Origin of the sequence: Phytobacter massiliensis JC163 (genome assembly GCF_000321045.1) — a bacterium.
Taxonomy (GTDB): domain Bacteria; phylum Pseudomonadota; class Gammaproteobacteria; order Enterobacterales; family Enterobacteriaceae; genus Phytobacter_A; species Phytobacter_A massiliensis.
Window position 1 is genome coordinate 134,791 of record NZ_HE578946.1, and the last position, 25,783, is coordinate 160,573.

The window sequence follows — 25,783 nt, forward strand, 5'->3', positions numbered from 1 at the left end:
TTTTCAATGAAAATTACCGAAAATTTTCACGATGAGTTATGTAGACTGGCCGCCATTGACATTGAGGCACACGTACTACATGGCTGAATTCGAAACCACTTTTGCAGATCTGGGCCTGAAGGCTCCTATCCTTGAAGCCCTTAACGATCTGGGTTACGAAAAACCATCTCCAATCCAGGCTGAGTGCATTCCGCACCTGCTGGGCGGTCGTGACGTTCTGGGTATGGCCCAGACCGGTAGCGGCAAAACTGCAGCGTTCTCTTTACCGCTGCTCAACAATCTCGATCCCGAGCTGAAAGCACCGCAGATTCTGGTGCTGGCGCCGACCCGCGAACTGGCGGTACAGGTTGCCGAAGCCATGACGGATTTCTCTAAACATATGCGCGGCGTAAACGTGGTGGCCCTGTACGGCGGCCAGCGTTATGACGTGCAGTTACGCGCCCTGCGTCAGGGGCCGCAGATCGTCGTCGGTACGCCGGGACGTCTGCTCGATCACTTAAAACGCGGCACGCTGGATCTCTCTAAACTGAGCGGTCTGGTGCTGGACGAAGCTGACGAAATGCTGCGTATGGGCTTTATCGAAGACGTTGAAACCATTATGGCGCAGATCCCGGAAGGTCATCAGACCGCCCTGTTCTCCGCTACCATGCCGGAAGCGATTCGCCGCATTACCCGCCGCTTTATGAAAGAGCCGCAGGAAGTGCGCATTCAGTCCAGCGTGACCACCCGTCCTGACATCAGCCAGAGCTACTGGACTGTCTGGGGCATGCGTAAAAATGAAGCGCTGGTGCGTTTCCTGGAAGCGGAAGATTTTGATGCGGCGATTATCTTCGTTCGTACCAAAAACGCGACCCTGGAAGTGGCCGAAGCGCTGGAGCGTAACGGCTATAACAGCGCTGCGCTGAACGGCGACATGAACCAGGCGCTGCGTGAGCAGACCCTGGAGCGCCTGAAAGACGGTCGTCTGGATATTCTGATCGCCACCGACGTTGCGGCCCGTGGCCTGGACGTTGAGCGCATCAGCCTGGTAGTAAACTACGATATCCCGATGGATTCTGAGTCTTACGTTCACCGTATTGGCCGTACCGGTCGTGCGGGTCGTGCTGGCCGCGCGCTGCTGTTCGTTGAGAACCGCGAGCGTCGTCTGCTGCGCAACATTGAACGCACCATGAAGCTGACCATTCCGGAAGTGGAGCTGCCGAACGCAGAGCTGCTGGGCAAACGCCGTCTGGAAAAATTCGCCGCGAAAGTACAGCAGCAGCTGGAAAGCAGCGATCTGGATCAGTACCGCGCGCTGCTGGCGAAAATCCAGCCGACCGCAGAAGACGAAGAGCTGGATCTGGAAACGCTGGCCGCCGCGCTGCTGAAAATGGCGCAGGGCGAACGTACCCTGATTGTTCCGCCAGATGCGCCGATGCGTCCTAAGCGTGAGTTCCGCGAGCGTGACGATCGCTTCGAACGTCGCGATCGTAACGATCGTGGTCCGCGTGGCGAGCGTGGCGGTGAAGATCGTCCGCGTCGTGAGCGCCGTGATGCAGGCGATATGGAACTGTACCGTATTGAAGTTGGCCGTGATGACGGCGTTGAAGTTCGTCATATCGTTGGCGCTATTGCTAACGAAGGTGATATCAGCAGCCGCTACATTGGTAACATCAAGCTGTTTGCTTCTCACTCCACCATTGAGCTGCCGAAAGGTATGCCGGGTGAGGTTCTGCAGCACTTTACCCGTACGCGTATTCTGAACAAGCCGATGAATATGCAGCTGCTGGGTGATGCGCAGCCGCGTCCGGATCGTGGCGGTGAGCGTCGCGGCGGTGGTCGTAACTTCGGCGGCGAGCGTCGTGAAGGCGGTCGCAGCTTCGGTGGCGAACGTCGTGAAGGCGGTCGTGGCGAAGGCCGCAGCTTCAGCGGTGAACGTCGTGCGCCGCGCCGCGATCGTGAAGAGAGCAGCACCGGTCGCCGTCGTTTCGGTGACGCATAATCGCGCTGTAAGTTCTCTTTACGCTTTGTAAAGTAAATGATACAACCCCGATGCGAACCATCGGGGTTTCTTTTTTATTTTTGTACTCTTGTACTGGTACAATGCAGCGGCATTGGTGCCTTACAGGAGAAGAAAGAATGGCGACACTGACAACCACGCAGGCAACCCCCTCGTTGCTGGCTGGCGTGGTGATAATTGGCGGTACGGTGATTGGCGCAGGGATGTTTTCCCTTCCGGTCATGATGTCAGGCGCATGGTTCTTCTGGTCGATGGCGGCGCTGGTTTTTACCTGGTTCTGCATGCTCCATTCAGGGCTGATGATTCTGGAGGCGAACCTCAATTATCGTATTGGCGCCAGCTTCGACACCATTACCAAAGATTTGCTGGGCAACGGCTGGAATGTGGTCAATGGCCTGTCTATTGCCTTTGTGCTCTACATTCTGACCTACGCCTATATTTCAGCGAGCGGCTCGATACTGCATCACACCTTTGCGGAGATGTCGCTGAACGTGCCAGCCCGCGCGGCGGGATTCGGCTTCGCCCTGCTGGTGGCCTTTGTGGTCTGGCTGAGTACGAAAGCCGTCAGCCGGATGACGGCGATAGTGCTGGGCGCAAAAGTCATCACCTTCTTTCTGACTTTCGGCAGCCTGCTGGGCCATGTACAGCCCGCGACGTTATTCAACGTGGCGGAGAGCAACGCCTCTTACACACCCTATATCCTGATGACGCTCCCGTTCTGCCTGGCGTCGTTTGGCTATCACGGCAACGTGCCAAGCCTGATGAAATATTACGGCAAGGATCCGCGCACCATTGCCAAATGTGTGATCCTGGGTACGCTGCTGGCGCTGGTTCTGTACAGCGTCTGGCTGCTGGCTACGATGGGGAACATCCCGCGCCCGCAATTTATTGGCATTGCGAAAGAGGGCGGCAATATTGACGTGCTGGTTCAGGCGCTGAGCGGCGTGCTGAACAGTCGCGGGCTGGACCTGCTGCTGGTGGTCTTTTCCAACTTTGCGGTGGCAAGCTCGTTCCTGGGCGTCACGCTCGGCCTGTTTGACTATCTGGCGGATCTGTTCGGCTTCGATGATTCGGCCTCGGGGCGCTTTAAAACCGCGTTGCTCACCTTCCTGCCGCCGATCGTCGGCGGTCTGTTATGGCCCAATGGTTTTCTGTACGCCATCGGCTATGCGGGGCTGGCGGCGACGGTGTGGGCGGCGATTGTCCCTGCGCTGCTGGCCCGCGCTTCCCGCCAGCGCTTTGGTAGCCCGACATTCCGCGTTTGGGGCGGCAAGCCGATGATTATGCTTATTCTGCTGTTTGGCGTCGGCAACGCAGTCGTGCATATTCTGTCGACATTTAATATTCTGCCGGTCTACCAGTAACACTATTATCTTCGGAGCCAGATTTAACGATCTGGCTCAAACAATATCTTCTTATTCTCCCTTATTATTAAGTTATTTTTAAATAAGGGAATATTTAGATGCAAAACAGTGATATTACCCTGCGTAAACTTGAGATTTTCCTTAGCTATATGGAATCAATGAATGTCTCAAAAACCGCAGAGGCCATGAATATTTCGCCGGTAAGCGTGCATCGCGCCTTACATTCGCTGGAAGATAATTTACGTTGCTCTTTGTTCACGCATAATGGGCGTAATCTTCATCCGCTTCCCGGTGCCAGAGTTATGCAGGAACAGGCCCGCGAAGTGATGAACGCGCTGGAGCGATGTATATATCTGACGCGTGAAGCTGCCGGTTATCACTCTCCTGTTTTGCGCCTTGGGCTGCTATATTCCCTGGTATTGAAAACCGCCCCGCAAATTGTTCAGGGTCTCAAGAAAAGGCGCCCTGAACTCTCCATTGAATTTATTATGAACTCTAATAAGAAATTACTGGAAGCGCTCAATGAAGGAAAAGTTGATGCGGTGCTGATCTCCACGCCGGATGATTACAATACCCAGCTGTTTGAGACCTGGACCATATTTTCTGACTCCATATTCCTGGCCGTGCCCGTCACGGATGTGGATGATTTGGCCACCCCTGTCGATTTGCGTAAATTACAGAATAAAAAGTTTATTGCCCTTAGCGAAGGCTTTGCCACCTGGCGTGGTTTTCAGGAAGCGTTTCAAATTGCCGGTTTCGTTCCGGACATCGCCGTACGGGTTCATGATGTGTTTTCACTGATGAGCATGGTTAATGCGGGCGTCGGGTATACGCTGATTCCTGGCAGAATGCGCGGGCTGTTCAGAAGCGGTATTCGTCTGCTGCCGTTGCAGGAGGCTTACCGCATGGAGCAGGAGATCTCCCTGGTTTTCCCTCGCAGCCAGGAGAGTCACCCCAGCCTGCTTTCGCTATTAGCGGAATGCCGTATGTATGCCAGGCAGCTTATGCGGGAGAATAACGATGTAAACAAAGCCCCATGATTTCCTGGGTAATGCGCTGATAAACCTGGGCTTCGCCGTACATTGCGACGGCGAGCCACCGGGGGTTGCTGACTAAGGCGATTTTCAGGCGGATATGATCGCCGGTGATGGTGTTGGTTAAGGCGTGGGTCAGCGCCTGGCGGCTGACTGAACACAGGGTGAAAATGGCCGACTCCTGCCTGGCGATGATCTGGTTCTTCAACGCGCAGCCGATGACGCAGCGCTGGAGTTTGTTTCTCAGTTCATCCGATGTGCCGCTGATAAAGGCAAAACCGATTCGGTGTTCGGGTTTATCCGCCAGCAGCTTTTGCCGGAAAATTTCTTCCTCTTCCTGCGTACACAGGGAGGCCTGGATCGCAATTTGTCCGGGTTTCATTCGCTGAAATGCGTGCATAGGAATTCCTGGCGCCTGTTGCGTAAAACAACAGGCGCGTGTGGTTAAAAGAACGGGGCTAAAGAGAGGTAGAGCGCAGACGGCGCCAGCAGGCAGCCCAGACCGGTATAGAAGGTTGCGGTCATTGCGCCATAAGGGACAAGCTTCGGATCGGTGGCGGCAAGTCCCGCGGCCACGCCGCTGGTCGAGCCCATTAATCCGCCGTATACGATAGCCGCGGTAGGAGAGTTCAGCCCGGCCGCTTTTGCGACCAGCGGCGTGACAATCATAATGGCGATGGACTTAATAACCCCGGTAGCGATACTCAGCGCGATAACGTCCGAGCTTGCGCCAAGCGCTGCGCCGGTTACGGGACCGACGATAAAAGTCACCGCGCCGCCGCCGATGGTCGCCATGCTGACGGCATCGGTATAGCCAAAGGCCCACGAAACAATCGCTCCCAGGTAGAAGGAGAGCACGGTGGAAACGACCAGCGCCAGCGCGCCCGCCAGGCCTGCTTTTTTCAGCTCTTCAAGCTTCACCCCAAAGGCGGTAGCGATAATGGCGAAATCACGGAACATGCCGCCGCCCATAAGGGCGATACCGCTAAAGAGGGTGATATCAGAAAGCCCTTTTTTGCCGCCGGTGAGTTCCCCGCCGAGCCAGGCCAGCAGCAGACCGGCGACAATAGCGATAGCCGAGCTGTGAATTTTGCCGCGAAACACGTGGGTAGAGAGCCAGGCGGCGGCCCAGCAGATAAGACCGACGACCACAAAAGCGGTGATCAGGGCATTGCTGGTGAAGTTACTGGTAAGAATTTTTGTGAGTTGTTCCATTCTTTATTCCCTCCACCGGTTAGTCTGCTGAACGCGCCATTGTGTTTTTGCTGCCGATTTTGCTCAGAGGCTTAATCAGCAGAAAACCAATCACCACCGCGCCAAGGCCAGCAATGAGCGCAACGGGGCCCCCTTTAAGGGCAGCCACCACGTTCTGGTTCGCGGACATGGCGACAACAATCGGGATATACATCGCGTTCCAGAATCCCACCCCCTGTTCGGCGGGTTTAGACAGTAGTCCCTTTTCCGTCAGCTTCTGGGAAATAACGACTAAAAACAGCATGGCGAAGCCGACGCCGCCAATATTTGCGGAAATACCAAGTAGCAAGCCCAGAACGTCGCCGATTATTAACCCGGCGAACATACACAATCCCATTAACATCAATCCATAAATAATCATGATGTCTCTCTTTTTTTATCCCTATACTAAAAGTGAAATATAAATCCGGCCAGCCAGGCCGGGAAATCACAATAAAAAGATACAAAGACTTTTAGCACAGTGTGTTTTTATAATGCGTGCATTCAACAGTAATTTATACCCGTCCTGTATCGAGCTGCGTATACATTGAATTTTCTGCGGCTCGAATTATTAAGGGTATATACGTAAACACCCTTGCCGGTCATATCAGCGAAGTGTCTGCCGCTGATATGACGCAGGCATAATGGTTATATCACAAAGGAATGCCGCACAACTTTTTTATTAATAAAAAACGTGATGGCTCACTCAGCAGCAATTTCAAATAAAACCATGCCGGGGTTAACGCGATCGCCGGGATTTACCGCCAGAGTTTTCAGCACGCCAGCTTCCGGGGAAGCCACAGGCATTTTCATTTTCATTGCTTCGAGAATCACTACCGGTTGGCCTTTTTCAATTTTATCGCCCACGGCAGCTTTAACTTCATCCACAACGCCCGGAACTTTTGATTTAACTTCAGACATATTAATTTCCTTTAATATATTAAATATAAAGATGTTTTATTAACCCGGCGACCTCATGTCGCGGCATTAACTCTACATCGGTCTCACCTTTAGCCAGCAGGGTCTGACTCCCGCTAAACCACTCTTTGATATTGATGGAAAAACCATTGCGTAAATCAATTTCGCCATCAATACGCACTGCGTATTGCTGAGCAATATCAGCCAGAAGCGAGTGACAATCGCGTAACGCCACTTCGTGCCGGGGCGTTATGCGAATATCTAAATCGGAGCGACTGTCCGTCCATAGCCAGGGCGTCGTCATCTCCAGCGCCACCGAACCCCACACGCCGAGTCCGGTTTCCGGCCCGCGCCACGCCTGGCGCAGTGCGTTAAAGGCGCGTATCGCGCTGGTACGGCTGACGGCGGGCAGGGTAGCCGTTTGCTCCGGCGTTGATACCCGCGTGACCGCCTGTAATGACGCAACCGTCGCCAGGCGTAAACGCTGCCCCTGCCAGCGCTGGGGAAAGCAAAAGCCCAGCGAAATGCTTGCCTCATCACGGATGCCCCTGCGTACAATGCCGGGCAGATACCCGGAGAGCAGAAAGTCCCGGGCTTCTTCGCGCAACGAGGCGGGCAGGGCGCTAAACGCGCCGTTTAACTGCCTGGCAATCAGCCGAAGTTCAGCGCTCTCCAGCCAGCACAGGGTATGGCGTTGCAGAGCGCTCATCGTTGCTTGCTCCAGGCCGGATCGTTTTTCGCCTGCTGCTGCAAATCCCGCTGCGCCGAAAGCAGGGCGTCAAACTGTGCGGTGGCCTGTGGACCGATAATATCGACCGCCTCCGCCTTCGCCGCTTCATCGCCCGGCACAGAAACGGGAAAGAGGCGAATATGGGTGGCGCTGGCATCGGTTTGTAGCCGTGCGCTGACCCGGCAGATGCGCCCCTTGATGCGCAAGATCGTCCTCGCCGTCCGCTCCACAATTTCCTGGTGATGCGCGGTGGTCGCCATGACCACCATGTCATATTCCGGGGTGGTGCGCTGACGCTTCCAGGTCTGGATTTTGCCCTGCGCATTACACAGATGGCCGTTCGCCGCGACGGGAAAGCTGTCGCCGGTGGGCAGACCGCCAACAATCACCTCCCGCCAGTCGCCGCCCTGCGGCGCGGCGACCAGGGAGATATCGTCCCGAACCGGCGTACCGTCCAGTATCAGCCAGCCGAACTCCTGGCAACCGTAGACGTCATGCAGCGCATAGCCCAGCGAAGCGCACAGCGGAACCAGCGCTTCATCAAGAGGCGTGCCCGCGGTTATCAGTGTCAGCGCCTTGGGTAAATACGCCTGCAGATTCATCTTCAGCGCCTGCTCCAGCGTGGCGCGTAAAAACGAGGACTCTCCCACCACCACATTCGGCTGCTGGCGACACAGGGCAACCAGCAACGCGTCCCGACAGGAGCGGGATAAAAACGACCAGTGAAGGCCGCTCTCATCCAGCGCCTGACGCGTGAACACATTGACCAGCGGCGCGTAGGTCACCACCATATACTGCCCCGCGGTTACACCGCTTTCCGCCAGCACACGCTTGCCCGCGGCGATACGCAGCGGCAGTTCGTTCTGCGTTACGCCAACGATGTTCTGAAATGCGCTGCTGCCCGTGGTAAAGGTAACCAGCGCAAGGTTCAGCGGCGTGTGGATCTCCTCGATAACATGCGCCGCCGTTGGGCCAGCGATACCTTTATCGCTCAGCGTACGGCGGGGCATCTCCGTTAACGTAGGGATACCCTGCTGGGCATCAACCAGCCATTCGAGCGTGGCGATAGGATCGTTCATAGCGCGTCCTCCTGAATCAGGCCGGCTGATAACGCGCCGCGACCGCCTGGTACTCCTCGCGCATCTGCGCCAGAATGACATTGCGCATTTTTCTGCCGCCGCGCTCTTCGCCTGCGATCCCGCGCCCCTGCGGGCCCGTCGCCGTCACGCCTGCCGTCTGTTTCTGCTGGCGGACCTCTGCGATGTGGCGCACGATCGCCGCTTTCATCTCCGGGATCGCCTTGATCAGCTCTTCCACGCCGCCCAGTTGCCAGAAGAATTCCGGCCCGGCCGCGAAGACCGGATTGGTGCGGGAAAGCTCGCTCAGGCGCTCTACGTCCTGGCGGGTAATACGCGCGATACTGCTCAGCGGCATCACGTGGATCATGGTGCCAAACTCCGACGTCAGGCTCAGGATATGGTCAGCCTGCAAACCGTGGCAGAGGAACGCGCCGCTAATGGCGCGACCAATCACCATCGCAATAATCGGGTGCCCGGCGTGGCGTGCCTCCGCCAGCGCCAGCTGATAGGCGCCGGTGGCTTTATTCATGCCGATTATCTCTTCCAGCTTGCCCGGTCCGTTGCCTGGGGTGTCGACAATCAGCACCAGCGGACGTTTTTCTGTGAAGGGCTTGTCTTTATCCATCGCCAGCGTGCGATAGACCGCCAGCGCCATTTTGTACCCCTCTTCCAGGCCGATGACTCCGGCGTACACCACCGGGAAGCGCGGGTTAAAGGTCATGGCGTCGTTGGCGATAACGGTGCAGACTTCGCTGTTAATACGGGCGCTGCCGACAACGGCGCCGGGGCCGTAATCCTCATAAGGCAGGTTGAGGTCCGGCAGCGCGTTCTCTGCAAAACTGTTTTCGTCGACAATCAGGTCGATAGCGGCGCGGCCCTGGCCGAGTAAATTTTCCATTATGCTTCCTCCACCGGCAGGCGTTTAACGTTGCTCAGGAACGTCTCCAGATCCATATCCACCAGCGTCTGGGGCGCGGTATTGCCCGCCATCGCCCAGACATCCCGCGCATCTGACGGCTCTGACTCGCTGATTTTCCGCGTTAACGCCATCTGGGCGCGCACTTTCGCTTCGCTGCCAATGCGGCGCATGGCTTCAATCTGCGGCCAGTCCAGGTCGGCAATCAGCGCGGCCTGCTGGTGGAATGCCGCAAGCGAGTCGGCAATCAGATAGTTACAGTCGCCGACGATGTACTTGTGCTTACCGCCGGTGGTGCGGAACACCAGCGCGCGGTCCGAGGCGTCAAATTCGCTGCGGCCCATCTCCTGTTCAATGACTTCTGGCCCGGTCAGCCCCAGGCGGCCCGATTCGCTCATCACGATGATATCGGTGGCGGCGGCCACAAAGCCCATCCCGCCAAAACAGCCGATCTTGCTGCCGATCATCGCCACGACCGGGACGCGACCGCGCAGGGTTTGCAGCATGTCCATGCACTCGGCATGGGCCAACAGCCCGGCGTTAGCCTCATGCAGACGCACACCGCCGGTTTCAAAGGAGATAAGTACGATGGGGCGGCGGGCCGGATCGGTGGTCTGCGCCGCCAGTTCGTCCGCCAGCATCAGCGCGCCGACCATTTTTGCGCCGCCCACTTCGCCCACCGCGCCGCCGATAAAGCGTCCTTCCTGGGAGATGACAATCGCCGGGTGCTGGCCCAGCAGGCCGATGCCGGTGACGATGCCGTCATCAAACTCCACCGCCTCATTGAGTACGGGCAGGTGCGGGCTGGTTCGTTTATCCGCCGGGCCGATCAGTTCAGTAAAGGTGCCTTTATCCACCAGCGAACTGGCGCGAACGCGGGCGCTGGCCTCCAGAAAACGCATGTCATTCATGATGGGTTTCTCCCGGCATAGCCTGCTGTAACGCTTGCTGAATTCGTAACGCCACGACCGCAGGCGTAGCGTTGTTGTCGTTAATGCTGACCAGCATATTTCCCAGCGGTCCGTTTTCCAGAAAACGCTTGAGGACGATTTCCCAGATATGGTCAAAACCGGTCACCGGCGTGCAGATGCGGACTTCAATGCCGCCCGCCAGCGCTTTCGGCTCCAGCAGGACCTCCAGATCGCCGGAGCCAACAACGCCGCAGTGGACGGTTTGCGGCAGAGATGCCTTTTCGCTGGTGCCGCTGAAATGATGTGATATTTGATGTAGAGCCATGTCCTTTTCCCCTACCAGTTACGGAATCGAGCGGGCGGGTTATAGAGCCCACCAGACCAGTTGACCAGATCGCGGATACTTTTCGCCGCCAGCATCTGACGATTCGCGCGGCGGCGATCGATGCCCAAATCTTCCGGCGTTTTGACAATGCCTGCCTCACGCAGCTGCTGTGTCTGCGCCGGATCGGCGGCAAGGCCGATTTCGGAGTAACCCGCCACGGCGCGAATAGCCGCCATGCGCTGTTCCAGCCCCTCGCAGCGGTGCAGATAGGCGATGCCCTCTTCGGTCAGAACGTGGGTGACGTCATCGGCATACACCATGACCGGCGGCAGGGCGAGGTTGGCTTTTTCCGCCAGTTCCCAGGCGTCCAGCCTGTCGACGAACGCGGGCTGGCGCTTCTCGCGGAAGGTCTCCTGCATCTGCACAACCAGACGTTTGCCGCGCGGCATATCGCCAATCAGCTGCTGCTGGGTGGGGTTAAACTCTTCGCCGCATTTCAGCCAGGATTGCGTGGCATGACGACGGCCTTTGGCATCGCAGCCCATATTCGGCGCGCCGCCAAAGCCCGAGACGCGGCTGGCGGTGGCGGTGCTGCTGTTACCGTACTTATCGATCTGCAGCGTGCCGCCGATAAACATATCCAGCGCGTAGTGACCCGCGGCCTGGGCGAAGGCGCGGTTGGAGCGTAAGGTGCCGTCCTGGCCGATATAGAAGACGTCTGGGCGCTCGGAGACATATTTCTCCATGCCCAGTTCGCCGCCGAAGCAGTGCACCGACTGGATCCAGCCGCTTTCGATGGCCGGGATCAGCGTCGGGTGCGGGTTGAGCACCATATGGGTACAGACTTTGCCTTTCAGCCCCAGCTCTTCGCCGTAGGTGGGCAGCAGCAGTTCAATGGCGGCGGTGAAGAAGCCGATCCCGTGGTTAATACGCTCAACGCCGTATTCGGCATAGATGCCTTTCAGCGCCATCATTGCCATCAGAACCTGGGTATCGGTAATTAACCCCGGATCGCGGGTAAACAGCGGTTCGACGTAGAACGGGCGCGGCGCTTCGATCACCGCATTTACCCAGTCGCCGGGAATATCGACGCGCGCCACTTTATCGACAATCTTGTTAACCTGCGCGATCACGATCCCCTGGCGGAAGTGGGTCGCTTCGGTAATGACCGGGGTATCTTCGGTGTTAAAGCCGGTGTAAAGGTTGCCGTCTTTATCTGCCTCAAAGGCGGTGATCAGCGACACGCGCGGCGTAAGGTCAACAAAGTAGCGGCTGAACAGTTCCAGATAGGTATGAATAGCGCCAAGCTTGATCTTACCTTCCTGAATCAGCTTCGCCAGACGGCCATCCTGCGGCCCGGCATAGGCGAAGTCGAGCTTTTCGGCGACCCCTTTTTCGAACAGATCCAGATGGCTGGACAGCGGTACGGAAGACTGCACCATATGCAGGCCGGAGATCTTTTGCGGATCAAGCTGGCACAGACATTCAGAGAGAAAATCTGCCTGCTTCTGGTTGTTGCCTTCGATATTGACGCGATCGTGGCTTCGGATAACGGCTTCCAGCGCGGCGACGGTATCTTTCGCGTCGATTATTTTGCCGTCACGGAAATACGGGGCCAGCTGATTCAGGCGCTGTGCCGTATCGTCCTTGAGTTGATGCCAGTTGTGCTCTTTTAGCATGTGTTGACTCCATTAATTCAGCAGGAATAGCGTGGAGATAAAGATCCCGGTGGCGATAGCCGAGACGATCAGGCCGCTCACGCCCGCACCCATTGCCAGCGGCAGGATGATGGCGTAGGGGTTCTCATGGTTAACCTCTTTCTGCGCGATTTTTGCCGTGGTCGGCAGGCAGGAGACGCCCGCGATACCGATGGCCGGGTTATAACGCCCTTTCGAGATAAGCCAGATAAACCAGCCGCCCAGCAGGGCGCCTACGGCGGAGATGGCCAGCGCGCCAATACCGAGGATCAGGATGATGGCGACTTTCGGGTCGAGAATGGTTTGCGCTTCACACAGCGTGCCCAGCAGCAGACCGAGGAACAGGGTCGCGGTATAGGTCAGCGTGGATTCCAGTAGTTTCTGGAACGGCTCGATCTCCGCCTCTTTAATGGCAATCCCAAGGAAGAAGGAGAGGATCAGCGGCGCGGCGACCGGCAGCAGCAGGCACAGCAGCAGGCAAGCGCAGACGGTAAAGATGAATTTCGCTTTCTTCGATACGGTGGGGTATTCAATGTCAACTTCCAGGCCACGGTATTTCTTCGGTACCAGCAGACGCACCAGGTATGGATAACCGGCGTAGGTCAGGCTCAGGTAGAGATAAGCGATAATGGCGATGGGGACGAACAGGTTCGGCGCGAGGATAAGGGAAGCAAAGAGCACCATCGGTCCGTCCGCGCCGCCGATGGTGGCAATCGACGCGGCTTCGTTAGCGGGCAGGCCGAACAGTTCAATACCCAGCAGCAGCGCGGCGAAGGTTCCCGCCTCGGCGAACAGGGCGACAACGATGCTGGCCCAGGGACGGAGCAGAATAAAGCTGATGTCACTCATCGCGCCAATGCCGAAGAAAACGATGCAGGCGATGAGGCCGTTACTAAAGGTGAAGTTATAGACCGGCTGCAGGAAGTTCACCTGCATCAGGTTAACCAGCGCATTAGGTTCGCTGACCATCGGGTCAAGGATGAGCGTGCCGGTTTCCCCGCCCGCCAGAAACAGCACCCCGGCGTTAACGGCAATCATGCCGAGACCCATCGGCACCATAATTAACGGTTCCAGTTTTCGACGGAACCCCATCCAGGCTAATACAAAGCCCAGTACAATGAGCAGAAAACGCGCGATGGCTATTTTCGGATCTTCAATAAAAAAGGTACCTATGCCCGAAAAGAGCTTAACAAAGATATCCATAAAAATATTCCTGATGGCAAAGATAAAGTTCGCAGATTAATCGTCGGTGATATTTAACTTATTCATCATTTTGTTGACGCCAACAATGATGCCGACAACCGCAAATGAAATTACAATCGTTAAGCCATACGTTAATAAAGTATATAAATAGATGTTCATATCCTTCCTTCTGTCATATCCCCTTGCGGCTGGCGGCAGAGAAAATACATCGCCAGACACAGCGCTAATAAATCGGCCGAACCCCCAGGGCTGACCCATTTATCCAGACACCACGAATTAAAATTATCCAGTTCCCGCTCAATCGCGGGGTTAAACATTCCTCCCTGCGCCACCAGACGCCGGGCATATTGCTGCATCTCTGCCAGCGCCTGCTGGCCGCCGCGAAAGAGCACCGTGGTGTCGTCGCAATGGGCCATCAACGTGAGCAGCGTATGAATAAGCGATTCGCGCCAGCCCAGTCCGTTGTCCAGCGCCTGATGCAGGGCGGGCAAGCCGACCTGGCAGGCCAGGGGAAAACCTTGCTCCGCCTCGCCGCGCACGCCGGTAATGCCGAACTCGGCATACAGTTTCTCGCCGTGCGTCCGGGCCGGGCGTACGGCCAGCGCGGCATAATCACGGCGGCAAAGATCGCGGCACAGCTCTGCAACACAGTGGCTTAAGGCGCGGTAAGAGAGCGTTTCCCCGCGCCCGGAAAGCCATCCTGCCGCTGTCGCCAGAACCGCGCCGGAAAAAAGGATGCCGCGCTGGGTATTAACCTGTTGGGTTGCGCGCAGCAGCGTATTTTCGTATTGAATGCCAATAGCGCGGATGGCGGTGAAAAGTTCCGCCAGCGAGCCCTGATGATTTTCCCCGGCATGGGCGCAGGCGCTAAAACAGGGAGCAATAGCCGATGAGCTGGTAATGAATAACCAGATATCCATATCATTATGCGCCCCTTGCGAGTGAGGTGTGACCAGGCCGGGTTTAGGCCAGGCGGAGACCTCCATTAATAGCGCTTTTAATAAGCACTCGCCGATCCACATAGCACGGGCAGTTGGTTGGCTCATGGTTATTCTCTTTTACCAGGTTCAGGGTTGAGAAATAAAACAGAGGAAAACTAACACCGTTAATTTGCAGGAACAATTACGCCAGAGGTAATGTAATTACGCTCAACGTAATAAGGCGGGGATTATGCGGAAATATGAATGAAGACGATCACAAAACGCTTTTGCGGGCCCGAAGAAATGCGGCAAAAATGCCGCATCGCTCACTATCCCAGCAGTTCTTCTTTCACCTGCATCGCCAGGTCAAACGAATGCAGACGCGCCTGATGATCGAAGATCTGGCCGTTGACCATGATTTCGTCCGCCTGGGTTTCCCGCAGGATTGACTCCAGCCCGTGACGCACTTTGGCTTTATCCCCCACCAGCGACATGCTCAGCGCCTGCTGCACGCCATACTGCTCCGAAGGCGACCAGAACTGATCCATATTCTCGATGGGCGGCGGCAGCTGCCCGGTTTCGCCCCGGCGCAGCTTGACGAAGGCCTGCTGCATGGAGGTAAACAGGAACTCCGCGTCGCGGTTGCTGTCGGCGGCGACGATGTTAATACAGACCATCGCGTACGGTTTATCCAGCCGCGCCGACGGCTTGAACTGGGTGCGGTACAGGTGCAGCGCCTGGAACAGCATATCCGGGGCGAAGTGGGAGGCAAAGGCGAAGGGCAGGCCAAGCTGCGCCGCCAGCTGGGCGCTGTACAGGCTGGAGCCCAGCAGCCAGACCGGGATCTTCTCGCCGTAGCCGGGCACCGGCCGCACGTGGGGATTCGGGTCGCGGGCGTCGAACCAGTCCACCAGTTCGGCCACATCACGCGGGAAGTTATCGATATCGCCGCTCATATGACGGCGCAGCGCCATCATCGTGCGCTGGTCGCTGCCCGGCGCGCGTCCCAGCCCCAGATCGATGCGCCCGGGATAGAGCGTATTCAGCGTGCCGAACTGCTCGGCGATCACCAGCGGCGAGTGGTTGGGCAGCATGACGCCGCCGGACCCCAGATGCAGGGTGGAGGTGTTAGCCGCCAGGTAACCAATCAGCACCGAGGTAGCGGCGCTGGCGATGCCGACCATATTGTGGTGCTCCGCCAGCCAGAAACGATGGTAGCCGCGCCGTTCGGCAAGGCGCGCCAGATCGAGCGAATGGGAAAAGGCCTCCTTCGCGGAGGAGCCTGCGGGGATCGGCGCCAGGTCCAGCACCGAGAACGAAACAGTTTTATCAGACATAACGGCTCACTTTGTTACCGGTTAATCTTTTAATACTGCATTAAAGATTAGCCAGGTCTGTTAACAAAGTGAGCTATTTATCAGGCCTGCAGTTCCAGACCGGCCAGACGTTTCCAGTAACCGTTGCAGTCGCTGTTGGCGGCAAGCGGCAGGGGCGCTTCGCCATTTTCATTGGCGCGGAAGGCGTCAATCATCGCAAATGTCTCGCTACCCAGCGGCGACAGGCGCACCATATCCACCAGCCCCTTCATCGACGCCAGTTCGTTGCCGAGGTTGTAGACATAGCCGCTCATGGTCTGGATGCCGTTAAGCACGAACACCTGCTGGTTTTCCTGCGAGAGCAGGCTGCGCCCGTTGGGATATTTGATGCAGCAGGTTTCGCATTCGTCTTTCGGACGGTCTTCGGAACGGGCGGTAAAGCAGCGGGCGGAGTACGCCAGCGGCAGGTGACCGTAGCTCAGCACTTCCACCTCAAACTGGTTGCGAATGCCCAGTTCGTCGCACTGATTGAGCAGGTTCGCCAGCCAGTCGCGGGAGAGCTCCACCGGCATACACCAGCGCACCATCCCCTGTTTGAGCAGCAGGCGCAGGGTGACCGCGTTGTAGCAGTTCAGCGCATGGCCCGCCACAAACGGCAGTTTGCGCTCCGCGCACAGGTTCACCACGCCAAGGTCGCTGGCCTCCAGTAAAAACTCGCCGTTTTCGACGTAGCGTTTCAGCTCATTGAGTTCGGAAGAGGCCTGCACCAGCGCCAGAGTAGAAAGCACCACCTGCTTACCGCTTCCGGCAAGGGATTTCGCCATGTCGAGCCAGTCGCCCACTTTGGTGGCGCGACGCTTGCTGCACACCGCTTCGCCAAGATAAACCACATCGGCATGACTGTCGGCGGCCTGGCGGTAAAAATCTTCCAGCGTCTCTTTCGGCCAGTAGTAAAGCACCGGCCCGAGTGAATATTTCATCGTTTTTCCTACTGCCATTTGCGGTGATAAGCGCCAAGGGTGGTCTGCGTGCCTTCGGACATCGCGCCCAGCGTGTTCATCCACGCGGGCTGCGGCACAAAGTTCTGCGGGTCGGCCATGCAGCGGTCAATCGCCTGCCGCCAGACCTTCGCCACCTGGCTTACGTAGGCCGGGCTGCGCTGGCGGCCTTCAATTTTCACCGAGGCGATATTCGCCGCCAGCAGCTCCGGCAGCAGCTCCAGCGTATTGAGGCTGGTGGGCTCCTCCAGCGCATGGTAGCGCTCGCCGTCTACCAGATAGCGGCCTTTGCATAGCGTCGGGTAACCGGCATTTTCGCCATCCTGATAGCGGTCAATCAGCACTTCGTTCAGGCGTGACTCCAGCCCCTGCGGCGTTTGCTGCCAGCGCACGAAGCGGGCAGGCGAGCAGGCGCCGACGGTGTTCGGCGATTCGCCCGTCAGGTATGAGGACAGGTAGCAGCGGCCTTCCGCCATAATGCACAGGCTGCCGAAGGCGAAGACCTCCAGCGGCACCGGCGTCACGCGGGCCAGCTGTTTCACCTGATGAATCGACAGTACGCGCGGTAATACCACGCGCGCGACGTCGAAGTTGCGATGATAAAAGTTCACCGCCTCTTCATTGGTGGCGGAGGCCTGCACCGAGACATGGCGTTCGATATGGGGATAACGCTCTGCGGCATATTCCAGCATTGCCAGATCGGCCAGGATCAGCGCGTCCGCGCCAATCTGTGCCGCCATGTCAACAGCCCGCTCCCAGCGCTGGTAGCCGTCAGGGTGAGCGAAAGTGTTAATAGCGATATGCAGTTTGCGGCGGTGCTGGTGCACGAAGCTGACCGCTTCCTGCAATTTCTTTTCGGTAAAGTTAAGGCCGGCAAAATGGCGGGCGTTGGTGTCATCTTTCAGGCCGATATAGACCGCATCGGCGCCGTTTTCGATGGCCGCCTTCAGCGCCGGGAGGTTTCCGGCAGGGCAGAGCAACTCCATAGTTTATCCTGAAATCCGGGGCGCGTTGGCCCAGGCAACCCTCTGGGGTCGCAAAATTGTTAACGAACTGGGATTTTAGTTAACCTGCCTGCGACAATTTTTGATTTGAGGCAGTTAATTGTGTATTGGTGACGGTAATAATCGACGCGCCCTTCTGACGTAATTGTTGATTTACGCCGCTATGTCGTTTATCTGATATGGCAGAATAGACGGAATTTTTTATTGCAGGGAGTAAAGCTCGTGTTGCAAAAACTGCGCTCACAGCTCGTTCATTTTGGCCCGTCATTGCTGAGCGTGCCGGTTAAACTGGCACCTTTTGCTCTTAAACGACAGGTGCTGGAGCAGATGCTGCGCTGGCAATTCCAGCAGGCGCTGGCGGATGGGGAGCTGGAGTTTCTCGAAGGCCGCTGGTTAAGTATCCAGGTTCGCGATATTGGCCTGTCGTGGTATACCTCAGTGGAGAATTCACGCCTGATCGTGCGCGAAACCGCCACCGCTGATGTGAGCTTTAGCGCGGACGCCAGCGATTTGCTGATGATCGCCGCGCGTAAACAGGATCCGGACACGCTCTTTTTCCAGCGTCGGCTGGTTATTGAAGGCGACACCGAGCTTGGGCTGTATGTGAAAAACCTGATGGACGCCATTGAGCTGGAGCAGATGCCGAAAACGCTGCGCGTTGTCCTGCTGCAACTGGCGGATTTTGTTGAGGCGGGCCTGCAAACGCCGCCATCAACGCCACAACCTTCTGTAGGTGAACCATGCTGATTCGAGTCGAAATTGGAATTGATGCGCCGGGAATCGATGCGCTTCTGCGCCGCACTTTTGCGGATGAGCGGGAGGCGACGCTGGTGCACGACCTGCGCGAAGACGGTTTGATCACGCTGGGCCTGGTCGCCACGGACGACGAAGGGCAGGTGGTAGGCTATGTCGCCTTTAGCCCGGTCACGGTAGAGGGTGAAGATCGCCAGTGGGTCGGCCTGGCGCCGCTGGCGGTAGATGACGCTTTTCGCCATCAGGGCATTGCGCGACAGCTGGTCTATGAAGGGCTGGATTCACTCAATGAGTTTGGCTATGCGGCGGTCGTGGCGCTTGGCGATCCCGCTCTTTACAGCCGCCTTGGCTTTACCCCTGCCGCGCAGCATGGCCTCCATTGCCAGTGGCCGGGCAGCGAAGCGGCCTTCCAGCTCCATCCGCTGGCGGACGACGCGCTGGAGAACGTTAACGGCCTGGTGGCGTACCACACTCATTTCAATCGCTTTTAACCGCCTGCGGTTTCAGGCTCTGCAGTAGCGCCTCGAATACGCCATCTCCGGCGACGAGGCGCTCTTTCTGTTGTTTCGTCAGCTGCTTGATGCGGTACTCGATGCGCAGCGCCAGCGACCGTTCCCCTACCTGCGCCGAAAAGGCCAACGCCAGCTCGCCTTTACCCCGCAGCGCTTTCGCGCCCTTTCCGCGCTGATGCTCGGCAAAGCGGCGTGTGACGTCGGTGGTGATACCCGTGTAGAGGCGGTTATCGGGGGTGCGGATAAGGTAGAGAAACCAGAGCGTCATGACCGTCTGTCGTTATGCTAATGTGGAAGAAAAATAACACGGGGATGCTAAGAAATGGAAACACTTGCGACAATTAGCCGGTGGCTGGCAAAGCAGCACGTGGTGAGCTGGTGCGTGTCCAGCGGCGACGCGCTATGGTGCGCCAACGCCTTTTTCGTCTTTGATCCGCAAAAGGTAGCTTTTTACCTGCTTAGCGAAGATAAAACGCGCCACGCCCGGATGACCGGCGAACAGGCAAAGGTGGCAGGCACGGTGAGCGGACAGCCGAAAACGGTGGCGCTGATTCGGGGCTTACAGTTTAGCGGCGAGATCCGTCGCCTGAGCGAGGAAGAAAGCGTCGAACCGCGCGCGCGGTATAACCGACGCTTTCCAGTAGCCCGCGTATTGTCAGCGCCGATGTGGGAAATTCGCCTTCACGAACTTAAGTTCACCGACAATACGCTGGGGTTTGGCAAGAAGCTTTACTGGTTAAGGGAATCAGGCACCCAGTAAACGCAGGGCTTCCCGGTTAAAGGCGGGCAGATCGTCCGGCGTACGGCTGGTGACCAGCTGGTCTTTATCGACCACCACTTCCTGATCGTGGAACTCAGCGCCCGCATTTTTCACGTCCACCACGATAGGTTTCACCGCGGTCAGTTTTCTGCCGCGAATCACGTCGGCGCTAATCAGCAGCTGCGGGCCGTGACAGATGGCAAATACCGGCCTGCCGCTGTTAACAAAATCACGGGTGAAGGTAACAAACCGGTCATCGCCGCGAAGCTGGTCCGGCGAATGGCCGCCAGGCAGCAGCAGGGCGTCAAACTCGGCGGGGCTGACTTCATCAATCGCCTTGTCGATGGTGACGCTGGCTTCGCCTTGTTTGCCCTTAACGGTTTTCCCCGCTTCTTTCTCAATCGTGACCACTTCATGGCCTGCTTTGCGGAACTCTGCCGCCGGAGACGTAAATTCTGAATCTTCAAACTCGTCGGTGATCAAGACCGCAATTTTCTTGCTCATGTTTCCTCCGTTATTCCATTCAGACTCGTCATTTTCATCAATAATGACAATCAGGATTAATAAGTCTGGTTCAGCAGCGTGACATTGCAACCCAGACTCGTCTGTAAAACGGGGGAGATATGAGTCGGGTATTGATAACCGGGGCTACCGGGCTGGTAGGCGGCATTCTGCTGCGCATGCTGCAAAACGATCCGCGCGTCAGCGCCATTGCCGCGCCGACGCGTCGGCCTCTGCATGCCGGAGCCGGGATATTTAACCCCCACGATCCGCAGCTGACGGATGCGCTGGCGCAGGTAACCGACCCGGTGGATATTGTCTTTTGCTGCCTTGGCACTACGCGGCGGGAGGCGGGAAGCAAAGAGGCCTTCGTACTTGCCGATTACACGCTGGTAGTAGATACGGCTCTGACCGGCCTGCGGCAGGGGGCGCGGCATATGCTGGTGGTCAGCGCGATGGGGGCCAGCCTGAATTCGCCTTTTTTCTATAACCGGGTGAAGGGCAAAATGGAGCAGACGCTGACGGAGCAGGGCTGGCCGCGGCTGACCATTGCGCGCCCTGCGATGTTAATCGGCGAGCGCAAAAAACGGCGGGTGAATGAATCGCTGTTTGCGCCGCTGTTTCGCCTGCTTCCGGGTGACTGGAAATCAATTGAGGCCCGCGACGTTGCCAGCGCTATGCTCAACACGGCATTTTCGCCGATGGCAGAGCAGGTTATTATCCTCTCCTCTTCCGAACTGCGACAAAGGGCCAACGATTAATCATTTCCAAACCGCGAAGCCAGGCGTAGTATTCGCCGGGAAAATTTATCCCGGAGCCTGGTGAACAGGCTCTTACTCCCCGGAGAATGGTATGGCTGGTCAGTCTTCATCTCATGCGGCGGCACCTGTGCAATGGTGGAAGCCCGCGCTCTTTTTTCTCGTGGTGATTGTCGGCCTGTGGTACGTCAAATGGCAGCCCTATTATGGCAAGGCTTTCACGGCTGCCGAGACCCACAGCATCGGCAAATCTATTCTCGCCCAGGCTAATGACAATCCGCTTCAGGCGGCGCTTGATTACGCGCTGGTCTATTTCCTGGCGGTGTGGAAAGCAGCGGTACTCGGCGTACTGCTGGGTTCGCTGGTGCAGGTGTTGATTCCGCGTAACTGGCTGCTGCGCACGCTGGGGCAAAAGCGCCTGAGCGGTACGCTGTTCGGCACGCTCTTTTCGCTGCCTGGTATGATGTGTTCCTGCTGCGCGGCACCGGTGGCGGCGGGGATGCGTCGCCAGCAGATCTCCATGGGCGGGGCGCTGGCTTTCTGGATGGGCAACCCGCTGCTTAACCCGGCAACGCTGGTCTTTATGGGCTTCGTGCTGGGGTGGCAGTTCGCAGCGGTTCGCCTCGTCGCCGGGCTGGTCATGGTGGTGGGCGTCGCTTCGCTGGTTCAGTATCTGGTAAAAGACGATGCGCAGCAGACGGCCCCGCTGGACATGCCCGTAGCAGAGCCGCAGGGCCACTTTCTGGCTCGCTGGGGAAGGGCGCTGTGGACCCTGTTCTGGAGCACAATTCCGGTCTATATCCTGGCGGTGCTGATCCTGGGCGCGGCGCGCGTCTGGCTGTTCCCGCATGCGGATGGCGCGATCGATAATTCGCTTTTATGGATAATCGCCATGGCGATTGCTGGCTGCCTGTTCGTGATTCCGACCGCGGCGGAGATTCCCATTGCGCAGGCGATGATGCTGGCGGGGATGGGCGCCGCGCCCGCGATGGCGCTGCTGATGACGTTACCGGCAGTGAGCCTGCCGTCGCTGATGATGCTCCGCAAGGCGTTCCCCGCCAAAGCGCTGTGGCTGACGGCAGCGCTGGTGGCCGCAGGCGGCGCAATGACCGGCGTGGTGGTTTTTTATACTGGTGCGGTTTGATGCCCTCACCCCAACCCTCTCCCACAGGGAGAGGGAGTAAAGGCGGACTATTTAATCAGGGTAAACGCCGTCGTTACGCGTTTTACGCCGCTAACGCGGCTGGCGATATCCGCCGCCGCCTGACCTTCGCGGGCGGTTACTAGTCCCATCAGGAACACTTCGCCATTCTCGGTAGTCACTTTCACATTGGAAGATTTCACCTGATCGCTGCCCAGCAGCTGGGTGCGTACTTTCGAGGTGATCCAGGTATCGCTGGCGGCGGTGCCCATGCCAATAGGCTGGCCCTGGCGAACTTCGTTATAGACTTCGGTCGCGCCCTCTACGCCCATCGCAATCTGTTTGGCGCGGGCGGCAAGATCGGCTACGGGTGTCTGGCCGACCAGCAGCACTTTCCCCTGATAGGCAGTAACGTTGATGCGGGTTTCTTTCTTAATCTGTTCGTCTTTCGACAGCGCGCTATTAACGCGCAGTTCCAGCGTGCCGTCATCGACCTGAGTGCCTACGGTGCGCGGGTCGGTCGCCGCTTTGGTGCCGACAGCCGCGGTGCCCACGACAGCCGCCGCAACGCAACCCTGCAACAGCAGCACGGAAATAAGGACCGCGAGGGGCGTTAATGCCTTCATGTGTACTCCTTAATCATCCTGGTGAGGAAAAAGCGTGTTATCAATCAGATCGCATAAACAGTTGACCGTCAGCATATGCATCTCATGAATGCGCGCGCTACGGTGGGAAGGAATACGTATTTCGACATCCTGCGGCCCTAACAGCCCGGCCAGTTCGCCGCCGTCATAACCGGTGAGCGCCACGATAGTCATATCGCGCGTTACCGCCGCTTCCACCGCTTTGACGATATCGCGGCTGTTTCCCCGGGTGGAAATGGCCAGCAAAATATCGCCAGCATGTCCAAGCGCCCGCACCTGTTTGGCATAGATTTCGTCCTGCAGACGATCGTTTGCAATCGCGGTTAAGACCACATTATCGGTATTTAGTGCAATGGCGGGTAAACTCGGGCGTTCCGTTTCGAAGCGGTTGATCATACTGGCAGCAAAATGCTGTGCGTTGGCGGCGGACGTGCCGTTGCCACAACAGAGGATTTTGTTGCCGTTGAGCAGGGAGTGCACCAGGGTCATAGCCGCGCGGGAAATGGCGTCCGGCAGCGCTTCCGCCGCCGCAATCTGGGTTTGAATACTTTCGGTAAAGCAAACTTTAATTCTATCGAGCACGGTGATCCCTATCATTATCATCATGAGTGGTCGTTAAACGCGTTTTGTATCCACTCAACGTCATTGCCGGTGAAGGCTACCACATCAAACCGGCAATCCACAGTGTCAAAACTCCCATTGTGCCGGGCAAGCCACAAACGGGCGGCGAGCAGAAGCCTGCGCTGCTTGCTGGCGGTAACGCTGGCCGCCGCGCCGCCAAACAGCGACGACTTCCGAAAGCGCACCTCCACGAACACCGTTGTGGAACTGTCCTGCATAATCAGGTCGATCTCGCCGCCGCGCTCACGCACGTTGGCGGCGATAAAGCGCAGTCCCTTGCGCTCCAGCCAGCGACGCGCCTGCATTTCCCACGCGTCGCCGGTCTGCTTACGGGTTAACTGGCGGGAACGATCTGCCCCTGCTGGTATTTGAGCCACGATAACTTCCTGTTAATCACACAATCCTGAGTGGCGGTTAAGTCGCCGGTGTTGCCGTTGATCTCGTAGCCAGGCACCTGGCGCATCTGCGAGAAGTGGTTGGCCAGCGTCCAGGCGTCCGCACCCATCGCATACAGCCGCGCCAGCGAGTAATCGTTATTGGTGCGGGAGAGCGCCTGCTGCATCAGCGCCGGGTTGCTGCCTGCCAGCATCGGGATTTCGCTAAACTGCAGCCCTTCCATTTCCAGGCGGAAGTCGGCCCCTGCGCCGCCCTGCGCGCTGCGGGAGCTGGCATACAGCATCACGCTGCTGCGGCTGCCGTTGCGCATAGCGATCATCGGCTTAATCAGCGCGATTTCGCTCCGGGTGGCCAGAATATACGCGGCGTCGACGTTGCCGCCGCCGGTAATTTGCGCTTCGGTCGGCGGGGCAGGGATGTTCAGTCCGCCAATGGTGACGCCCTGCTGCTGCGGTAGGCTGGCGTTGACCGGGCTGCCGGTCATGGCGATGCCGGAGCCGCTGTTAATGCCCATGCGCAGCTCGGCGACAGAGCCGAACCGTTGTTCAAGCACGATCCCGCCGCCAAGCTTCTGCCACTCTTCGGCGAAGGCGGTAGCCACGCGGTCGCCAAGAGAGCTGCTCGGCAGCAGCAGCAGCGGTGCCTGGCGCCCCTGGTCGCGCATATGGCGCGCGGCGTCGCGGGCTTCATCTTCCGGCGACAGGGCGAAGTAACAGATATTGGCGCGGTTTTCGACGTTTTCCGGCTGGTTCAGCGCCAGCACGTTAAGGCTGGTCTGGCTGCGCATCAGCTCTTCAACCTGGTTTTTCAGCAGCGGGCCGACAACAATGCTGGCGCCGTCCTGCTGAACCTGAGTGAGGATTTGATTCAGCGGCATGGAGCTGGTGTCGTAAATCTTAAGCGATGCGCCGGGGTTAGCTGGCGCGCTGGTGACCACCGGGGCGTCCACGGGCTGGTTTGCCGGTGCCGCCGGGTCTTGCTGCGGCTGCTGGACGGGCTGCGATGGCTGCGTTGCGGCGCTCTGCTCAGTCTGTGCCGGCTGCGCTTGATCGGCGGTCTGTTCTTTGGTCAGGTCGTTAACATCGGTTTGTGACGGGCTGACCACGTCGTTCATGTTCGCGTTCGCCGCCTGGGCCACCTGCTGGGGCACCGCCGGGCCTGAAACCGGCGCAACGCCGTTTTTTGCCGCCTCAAAACCCTGCTGAATGGCGCGGCCAAATACGGCAGCCTGGCCGTTAAGCGGTATCAATAAGGCGATTTGATTGACGGAGGCCGGGCGGAAATTCTGCACGTTGGCTAACTGGCTGGGCAGAATGCTCGCCCCGGGATTGTGCGGATAGCGCTGCCGCCAGTCTAAGATTCCGGCTTTAAGCATGTCCGGATCGTTGCGGTTATCAAACCAGACGCGCTGCAGATCCAGCCACCCCTGTAATACGTTTTCGTCGGCGTTGATCACCAGCGTTTTCGCCTGATCCGGCGTCATGGATGACAGCGCCTGCCAGGTGGCGTCGATATTCTTCTGTTTTTCCGGCACGGGGCCCAGCAGCGGCTGTTGAGCGATTAACGCCCGCAGCAGCGCCAGCGAAGGTTTATTCTGGTTAGCGGCAATCACATCCTGCCAGTAGCGCGCCTGCTGATTCTGGCTTAACTCGGTCGGGGAAATCTTGCCAAGCAGCGCCAGCGCGGCGTTGTAATCTTTCTGGCTGAGTTTAAGCTCTGCCGCCAGCAAGGCCTGCTCGCTGCGCTGCGCGTCATTGAGATCCTGCGGCAACTGGCTGAACAGCTCGCCTGCCCGCTGGGTCTGGCCCTCTTTCAGCAGTGCACGAATGGCGAGTAATTGCCAGTTGGTCTTGCTATCATCTGCGCTTTGCTGCATCTGATGCAGGTAATAGCCCGAATCGGCCTGCGCAGTTCCTTCAAGGTGGCTGGTGCTTTGATCGACAGGCTGAGTGCCGCAGCCTGCGAACAGCAGCGCGGCCAGCAGAACGGGCACGCAACGCATAGCTTTCGAACGTAGAAATGTTGACGGTAGCATACTGTATCCAGTGAT

30 protein-coding genes are annotated in these 25,783 nt (G+C 57.8%); 9 read left to right on the forward strand and 21 right to left on the reverse strand.

Annotated elements, in window-relative coordinates; all coding sequences use genetic code 11:
- Nucleotides 1-6 precede the first annotated feature (6 nt).
- From yrbN to ENTHG_RS11075, 4 genes are all read left to right on the forward strand, one after another.
- A complete protein-coding gene (gene yrbN / locus ENTHG_RS25080) occupies nt 7-87 on the forward strand; it encodes a protein YrbN (protein WP_122959175.1) in 81 nt (26 codons plus the stop codon).
- Entirely contained in the window at nt 80-1,981 is a 1,902-nt protein-coding gene (gene deaD, locus ENTHG_RS11065) for an ATP-dependent RNA helicase DeaD (protein ID WP_044179653.1), read from the forward strand. The genes yrbN and deaD overlap by 8 nt, the downstream gene beginning before the upstream one ends.
- 137 nt (nt 1,982-2,118) lie before the next feature.
- A complete protein-coding gene (mtr, locus tag ENTHG_RS11070) occupies nt 2,119-3,363 on the forward strand; it encodes a tryptophan permease (protein WP_044179655.1) in 1,245 nt (414 codons plus the stop codon).
- 98 nt (nt 3,364-3,461) lie between these two features.
- Nucleotides 3,462-4,403, forward strand: a complete 942-nt coding sequence (locus tag ENTHG_RS11075; protein ID WP_044179657.1) for a LysR family transcriptional regulator — start codon at nt 3,462-3,464, stop codon at nt 4,401-4,403.
- On the opposite strand, the gene ENTHG_RS11080 is transcribed toward ENTHG_RS11075, so the two are convergent.
- The 15 genes from ENTHG_RS11080 to ubiU all read right to left on the reverse strand — a co-directional run bounded on the left by ENTHG_RS11080 (nt 4,366) and on the right by ubiU (nt 17,629).
- A complete protein-coding gene (locus ENTHG_RS11080) occupies nt 4,366-4,797 on the reverse strand; it encodes a HutP family protein (protein WP_044179659.1) in 432 nt (143 codons plus the stop codon). The genes ENTHG_RS11075 and ENTHG_RS11080 overlap by 38 nt on opposite strands.
- A gap of 44 nt (nt 4,798-4,841) precedes the next feature.
- Nucleotides 4,842-5,612 (reverse strand): malonate transporter subunit MadM, encoded by a 771-nt coding sequence (gene madM, locus ENTHG_RS11085; RefSeq protein ID WP_044179661.1) that lies wholly within the window; start codon nt 5,610-5,612, stop codon nt 4,842-4,844.
- 19 nt (nt 5,613-5,631) lie between these two features.
- Nucleotides 5,632-6,012, reverse strand: a complete 381-nt coding sequence (gene madL, locus ENTHG_RS11090; RefSeq protein WP_044179664.1) for a malonate transporter subunit MadL — start codon at nt 6,010-6,012, stop codon at nt 5,632-5,634.
- A 320-nt stretch (nt 6,013-6,332) separates the two neighbouring features.
- The gene (locus tag ENTHG_RS11095; RefSeq protein WP_044179666.1) at nt 6,333-6,551 is read right to left on the reverse strand and encodes an acyl-CoA carboxylase biotin carboxyl carrier protein subunit; all 219 of its coding nucleotides are present in this window, start codon (nt 6,549-6,551) and stop codon (nt 6,333-6,335) included.
- 19 nt (nt 6,552-6,570) lie between these two features.
- Nucleotides 6,571-7,257, reverse strand: coding sequence for a malonate decarboxylase holo-[acyl-carrier-protein] synthase (mdcG, locus tag ENTHG_RS11100; protein WP_044179668.1), 687 nt, complete (start codon nt 7,255-7,257; stop codon nt 6,571-6,573).
- Nucleotides 7,254-8,357: a hypothetical protein gene (locus ENTHG_RS11105; RefSeq protein ID WP_044179669.1), complete on the reverse strand. Its 1,104-nt coding sequence runs from the start codon at nt 8,355-8,357 to the stop codon at nt 7,254-7,256. Before ENTHG_RS11105 ends, mdcG begins: the two co-directional genes overlap by 4 nt.
- A gap of 16 nt (nt 8,358-8,373) precedes the next feature.
- The gene (gene mdcE / locus ENTHG_RS11110) at nt 8,374-9,255 is read right to left on the reverse strand and encodes a biotin-independent malonate decarboxylase subunit gamma (protein ID WP_044179674.1); all 882 of its coding nucleotides are present in this window, start codon (nt 9,253-9,255) and stop codon (nt 8,374-8,376) included.
- Nucleotides 9,255-10,184: a biotin-independent malonate decarboxylase subunit beta gene (locus ENTHG_RS11115; protein ID WP_044179676.1), complete on the reverse strand. Its 930-nt coding sequence runs from the start codon at nt 10,182-10,184 to the stop codon at nt 9,255-9,257. Before ENTHG_RS11115 ends, mdcE begins: the two co-directional genes overlap by 1 nt.
- Complete coding sequence (mdcC, locus tag ENTHG_RS11120; protein ID WP_052332701.1) at nt 10,177-10,509, reverse strand: malonate decarboxylase acyl carrier protein; 333 nt, start codon at nt 10,507-10,509, stop codon at nt 10,177-10,179. Before mdcC ends, ENTHG_RS11115 begins: the two co-directional genes overlap by 8 nt.
- Nucleotides 10,510-10,520: 11 nt before the next feature.
- Nucleotides 10,521-12,188: a malonate decarboxylase subunit alpha gene (mdcA, locus tag ENTHG_RS11125; RefSeq protein ID WP_044179678.1), complete on the reverse strand. Its 1,668-nt coding sequence runs from the start codon at nt 12,186-12,188 to the stop codon at nt 10,521-10,523.
- Between the two features lie 12 nt (nt 12,189-12,200).
- Nucleotides 12,201-13,409 carry a Na+-transporting malonate decarboxylase, carboxybiotin decarboxylase subunit gene (gene madB, locus ENTHG_RS11130; RefSeq protein ID WP_044179680.1) on the reverse strand — a complete coding sequence of 403 codons (1,209 nt, stop codon included), beginning with the start codon at nt 13,407-13,409 and terminating at the stop codon, nt 12,201-12,203.
- Nucleotides 13,410-13,564: 155 nt separating this feature from the next.
- Nucleotides 13,565-14,455: a triphosphoribosyl-dephospho-CoA synthase gene (locus ENTHG_RS11135; RefSeq protein WP_044179682.1), complete on the reverse strand. Its 891-nt coding sequence runs from the start codon at nt 14,453-14,455 to the stop codon at nt 13,565-13,567.
- A 203-nt stretch (nt 14,456-14,658) separates the two neighbouring features.
- The gene (locus tag ENTHG_RS11140) at nt 14,659-15,666 is read right to left on the reverse strand and encodes a luciferase-like monooxygenase (RefSeq protein WP_044179684.1); all 1,008 of its coding nucleotides are present in this window, start codon (nt 15,664-15,666) and stop codon (nt 14,659-14,661) included.
- 80 nt (nt 15,667-15,746) lie between these two features.
- Nucleotides 15,747-16,625, reverse strand: coding sequence for a U32 family peptidase (locus ENTHG_RS11145; protein WP_044180663.1), 879 nt, complete (start codon nt 16,623-16,625; stop codon nt 15,747-15,749).
- Between the two features lie 8 nt (nt 16,626-16,633).
- On the reverse strand, nt 16,634-17,629 hold the full coding sequence (ubiU, locus tag ENTHG_RS11150) for a ubiquinone anaerobic biosynthesis protein UbiU (protein ID WP_044179687.1): 996 nt from the start codon (nt 17,627-17,629) through the stop codon (nt 16,634-16,636).
- A gap of 240 nt (nt 17,630-17,869) precedes the next feature.
- Between ubiU and ubiT the strand changes: the two genes are divergently transcribed.
- A complete protein-coding gene (gene ubiT, locus ENTHG_RS11155; RefSeq protein ID WP_044179688.1) occupies nt 17,870-18,394 on the forward strand; it encodes a ubiquinone anaerobic biosynthesis accessory factor UbiT in 525 nt (174 codons plus the stop codon).
- Nucleotides 18,388-18,891: a GNAT family N-acetyltransferase gene (locus ENTHG_RS11160; RefSeq protein ID WP_044179689.1), complete on the forward strand. Its 504-nt coding sequence runs from the start codon at nt 18,388-18,390 to the stop codon at nt 18,889-18,891. Before ubiT ends, ENTHG_RS11160 begins: the two co-directional genes overlap by 7 nt.
- Here the strand turns inward: ENTHG_RS11160 and ENTHG_RS11165 are convergent.
- Nucleotides 18,878-19,180: a GIY-YIG nuclease family protein gene (locus tag ENTHG_RS11165; RefSeq protein ID WP_044179691.1), complete on the reverse strand. Its 303-nt coding sequence runs from the start codon at nt 19,178-19,180 to the stop codon at nt 18,878-18,880. The two genes, ENTHG_RS11160 and ENTHG_RS11165, sit on opposite strands and share 14 nt — an antisense overlap.
- Before the next feature lie 54 nt (nt 19,181-19,234).
- On the opposite strand from ENTHG_RS11165, the gene ENTHG_RS11170 reads away from it, so the two are divergent.
- Nucleotides 19,235-19,672 carry a YhbP family protein gene (locus ENTHG_RS11170; RefSeq protein WP_044179694.1) on the forward strand — a complete coding sequence of 146 codons (438 nt, stop codon included), beginning with the start codon at nt 19,235-19,237 and terminating at the stop codon, nt 19,670-19,672.
- Here the strand turns inward: ENTHG_RS11170 and ENTHG_RS11175 are convergent.
- Nucleotides 19,658-20,176: a type 1 glutamine amidotransferase domain-containing protein gene (locus tag ENTHG_RS11175; RefSeq protein WP_044179696.1), complete on the reverse strand. Its 519-nt coding sequence runs from the start codon at nt 20,174-20,176 to the stop codon at nt 19,658-19,660. The genes ENTHG_RS11170 and ENTHG_RS11175 overlap by 15 nt on opposite strands.
- Before the next feature lie 119 nt (nt 20,177-20,295).
- On the opposite strand from ENTHG_RS11175, the gene ENTHG_RS11180 reads away from it, so the two are divergent.
- Both ENTHG_RS11180 and ENTHG_RS11185 read left to right on the forward strand, forming a co-directional pair.
- Entirely contained in the window at nt 20,296-20,934 is a 639-nt protein-coding gene (locus tag ENTHG_RS11180; RefSeq protein WP_044179698.1) for an NAD(P)H-binding protein, read from the forward strand.
- A 91-nt stretch (nt 20,935-21,025) separates the two neighbouring features.
- Nucleotides 21,026-22,075 carry a permease gene (locus ENTHG_RS11185; RefSeq protein ID WP_044179700.1) on the forward strand — a complete coding sequence of 350 codons (1,050 nt, stop codon included), beginning with the start codon at nt 21,026-21,028 and terminating at the stop codon, nt 22,073-22,075.
- Nucleotides 22,076-22,122: 47 nt separating this feature from the next.
- Here the strand turns inward: ENTHG_RS11185 and dolP are convergent, their stop codons facing one another.
- Genes dolP through ENTHG_RS11205 form a run of 4 tightly spaced genes read right to left on the reverse strand, consistent with a single transcriptional unit; the run spans nt 22,123 to nt 25,768 of the window.
- Nucleotides 22,123-22,698, reverse strand: a complete 576-nt coding sequence (gene dolP, locus ENTHG_RS11190; RefSeq protein ID WP_044179702.1) for a division/outer membrane stress-associated lipid-binding lipoprotein — start codon at nt 22,696-22,698, stop codon at nt 22,123-22,125.
- Between the two features lie 9 nt (nt 22,699-22,707).
- On the reverse strand, nt 22,708-23,298 hold the full coding sequence (diaA, locus tag ENTHG_RS11195) for a DnaA initiator-associating protein DiaA (RefSeq protein WP_044180667.1): 591 nt from the start codon (nt 23,296-23,298) through the stop codon (nt 22,708-22,710).
- A gap of 20 nt (nt 23,299-23,318) precedes the next feature.
- Nucleotides 23,319-23,714, reverse strand: a complete 396-nt coding sequence (locus ENTHG_RS11200; RefSeq protein WP_044179704.1) for a YraN family protein — start codon at nt 23,712-23,714, stop codon at nt 23,319-23,321.
- On the reverse strand, nt 23,672-25,768 hold the full coding sequence (locus ENTHG_RS11205; protein ID WP_044179706.1) for a penicillin-binding protein activator: 2,097 nt from the start codon (nt 25,766-25,768) through the stop codon (nt 23,672-23,674). Before ENTHG_RS11205 ends, ENTHG_RS11200 begins: the two co-directional genes overlap by 43 nt.
- Between the last annotated feature and the right edge of the window lie 15 nt (nt 25,769-25,783).

Bases quoted from the DNA above. Each gene is read 5' to 3' on its own strand.
- ENTHG_RS11135 (WP_044179682.1), bottom strand. From the start codon at position 14,455: ATGAGCCAACCAACTGCCCGTGCTATGTGGATCGGCGAGTGCTTATTA.
- madL (WP_044179664.1), bottom strand. From the start codon at position 6,012: ATGATTATTTATGGATTGATGTTAATGGGATTGTGTATGTTCGCCGGG.
- yrbN (WP_122959175.1), top strand. From the start codon at position 7: ATGAAAATTACCGAAAATTTTCACGATGAGTTATGTAGACTGGCCGCC.
- dolP (WP_044179702.1), bottom strand. From the start codon at position 22,698: ATGAAGGCATTAACGCCCCTCGCGGTCCTTATTTCCGTGCTGCTGTTG.
- ENTHG_RS11145 (WP_044180663.1), bottom strand. From the start codon at position 16,625: ATGAAATATTCACTCGGGCCGGTGCTTTACTACTGGCCGAAAGAGACG.
- ENTHG_RS11170 (WP_044179694.1), top strand. From the start codon at position 19,235: ATGGAAACACTTGCGACAATTAGCCGGTGGCTGGCAAAGCAGCACGTG.
- mtr (WP_044179655.1), top strand. From the start codon at position 2,119: ATGGCGACACTGACAACCACGCAGGCAACCCCCTCGTTGCTGGCTGGC.
- ENTHG_RS11095 (WP_044179666.1), bottom strand. From the start codon at position 6,551: ATGTCTGAAGTTAAATCAAAAGTTCCGGGCGTTGTGGATGAAGTTAAA.
- madM (WP_044179661.1), bottom strand. From the start codon at position 5,612: ATGGAACAACTCACAAAAATTCTTACCAGTAACTTCACCAGCAATGCC.
- ENTHG_RS11205 (WP_044179706.1), bottom strand. From the start codon at position 25,768: ATGCTACCGTCAACATTTCTACGTTCGAAAGCTATGCGTTGCGTGCCC.
- ENTHG_RS11185 (WP_044179700.1), top strand. From the start codon at position 21,026: ATGGCTGGTCAGTCTTCATCTCATGCGGCGGCACCTGTGCAATGGTGG.
- ENTHG_RS11175 (WP_044179696.1), bottom strand. From the start codon at position 20,176: ATGAGCAAGAAAATTGCGGTCTTGATCACCGACGAGTTTGAAGATTCA.
- ENTHG_RS11165 (WP_044179691.1), bottom strand. From the start codon at position 19,180: ATGACGCTCTGGTTTCTCTACCTTATCCGCACCCCCGATAACCGCCTC.
- mdcA (WP_044179678.1), bottom strand. From the start codon at position 12,188: ATGCTAAAAGAGCACAACTGGCATCAACTCAAGGACGATACGGCACAG.
- ENTHG_RS11075 (WP_044179657.1), top strand. From the start codon at position 3,462: ATGCAAAACAGTGATATTACCCTGCGTAAACTTGAGATTTTCCTTAGC.
- ENTHG_RS11180 (WP_044179698.1), top strand. From the start codon at position 20,296: ATGAGTCGGGTATTGATAACCGGGGCTACCGGGCTGGTAGGCGGCATT.
- madB (WP_044179680.1), bottom strand. From the start codon at position 13,409: ATGGATATCTTTGTTAAGCTCTTTTCGGGCATAGGTACCTTTTTTATT.
- mdcC (WP_052332701.1), bottom strand. From the start codon at position 10,509: ATGGCTCTACATCAAATATCACATCATTTCAGCGGCACCAGCGAAAAG.
- ENTHG_RS11080 (WP_044179659.1), bottom strand. From the start codon at position 4,797: ATGCACGCATTTCAGCGAATGAAACCCGGACAAATTGCGATCCAGGCC.
- ENTHG_RS11140 (WP_044179684.1), bottom strand. From the start codon at position 15,666: ATGTCTGATAAAACTGTTTCGTTCTCGGTGCTGGACCTGGCGCCGATC.
- mdcE (WP_044179674.1), bottom strand. From the start codon at position 9,255: ATGGAAAATTTACTCGGCCAGGGCCGCGCCGCTATCGACCTGATTGTC.
- ENTHG_RS11115 (WP_044179676.1), bottom strand. From the start codon at position 10,184: ATGAATGACATGCGTTTTCTGGAGGCCAGCGCCCGCGTTCGCGCCAGT.
- ENTHG_RS11105 (WP_044179669.1), bottom strand. From the start codon at position 8,357: ATGAACGATCCTATCGCCACGCTCGAATGGCTGGTTGATGCCCAGCAG.
- ENTHG_RS11160 (WP_044179689.1), top strand. From the start codon at position 18,388: ATGCTGATTCGAGTCGAAATTGGAATTGATGCGCCGGGAATCGATGCG.
- mdcG (WP_044179668.1), bottom strand. From the start codon at position 7,257: ATGAGCGCTCTGCAACGCCATACCCTGTGCTGGCTGGAGAGCGCTGAA.
- deaD (WP_044179653.1), top strand. From the start codon at position 80: ATGGCTGAATTCGAAACCACTTTTGCAGATCTGGGCCTGAAGGCTCCT.
- ubiU (WP_044179687.1), bottom strand. From the start codon at position 17,629: ATGGAGTTGCTCTGCCCTGCCGGAAACCTCCCGGCGCTGAAGGCGGCC.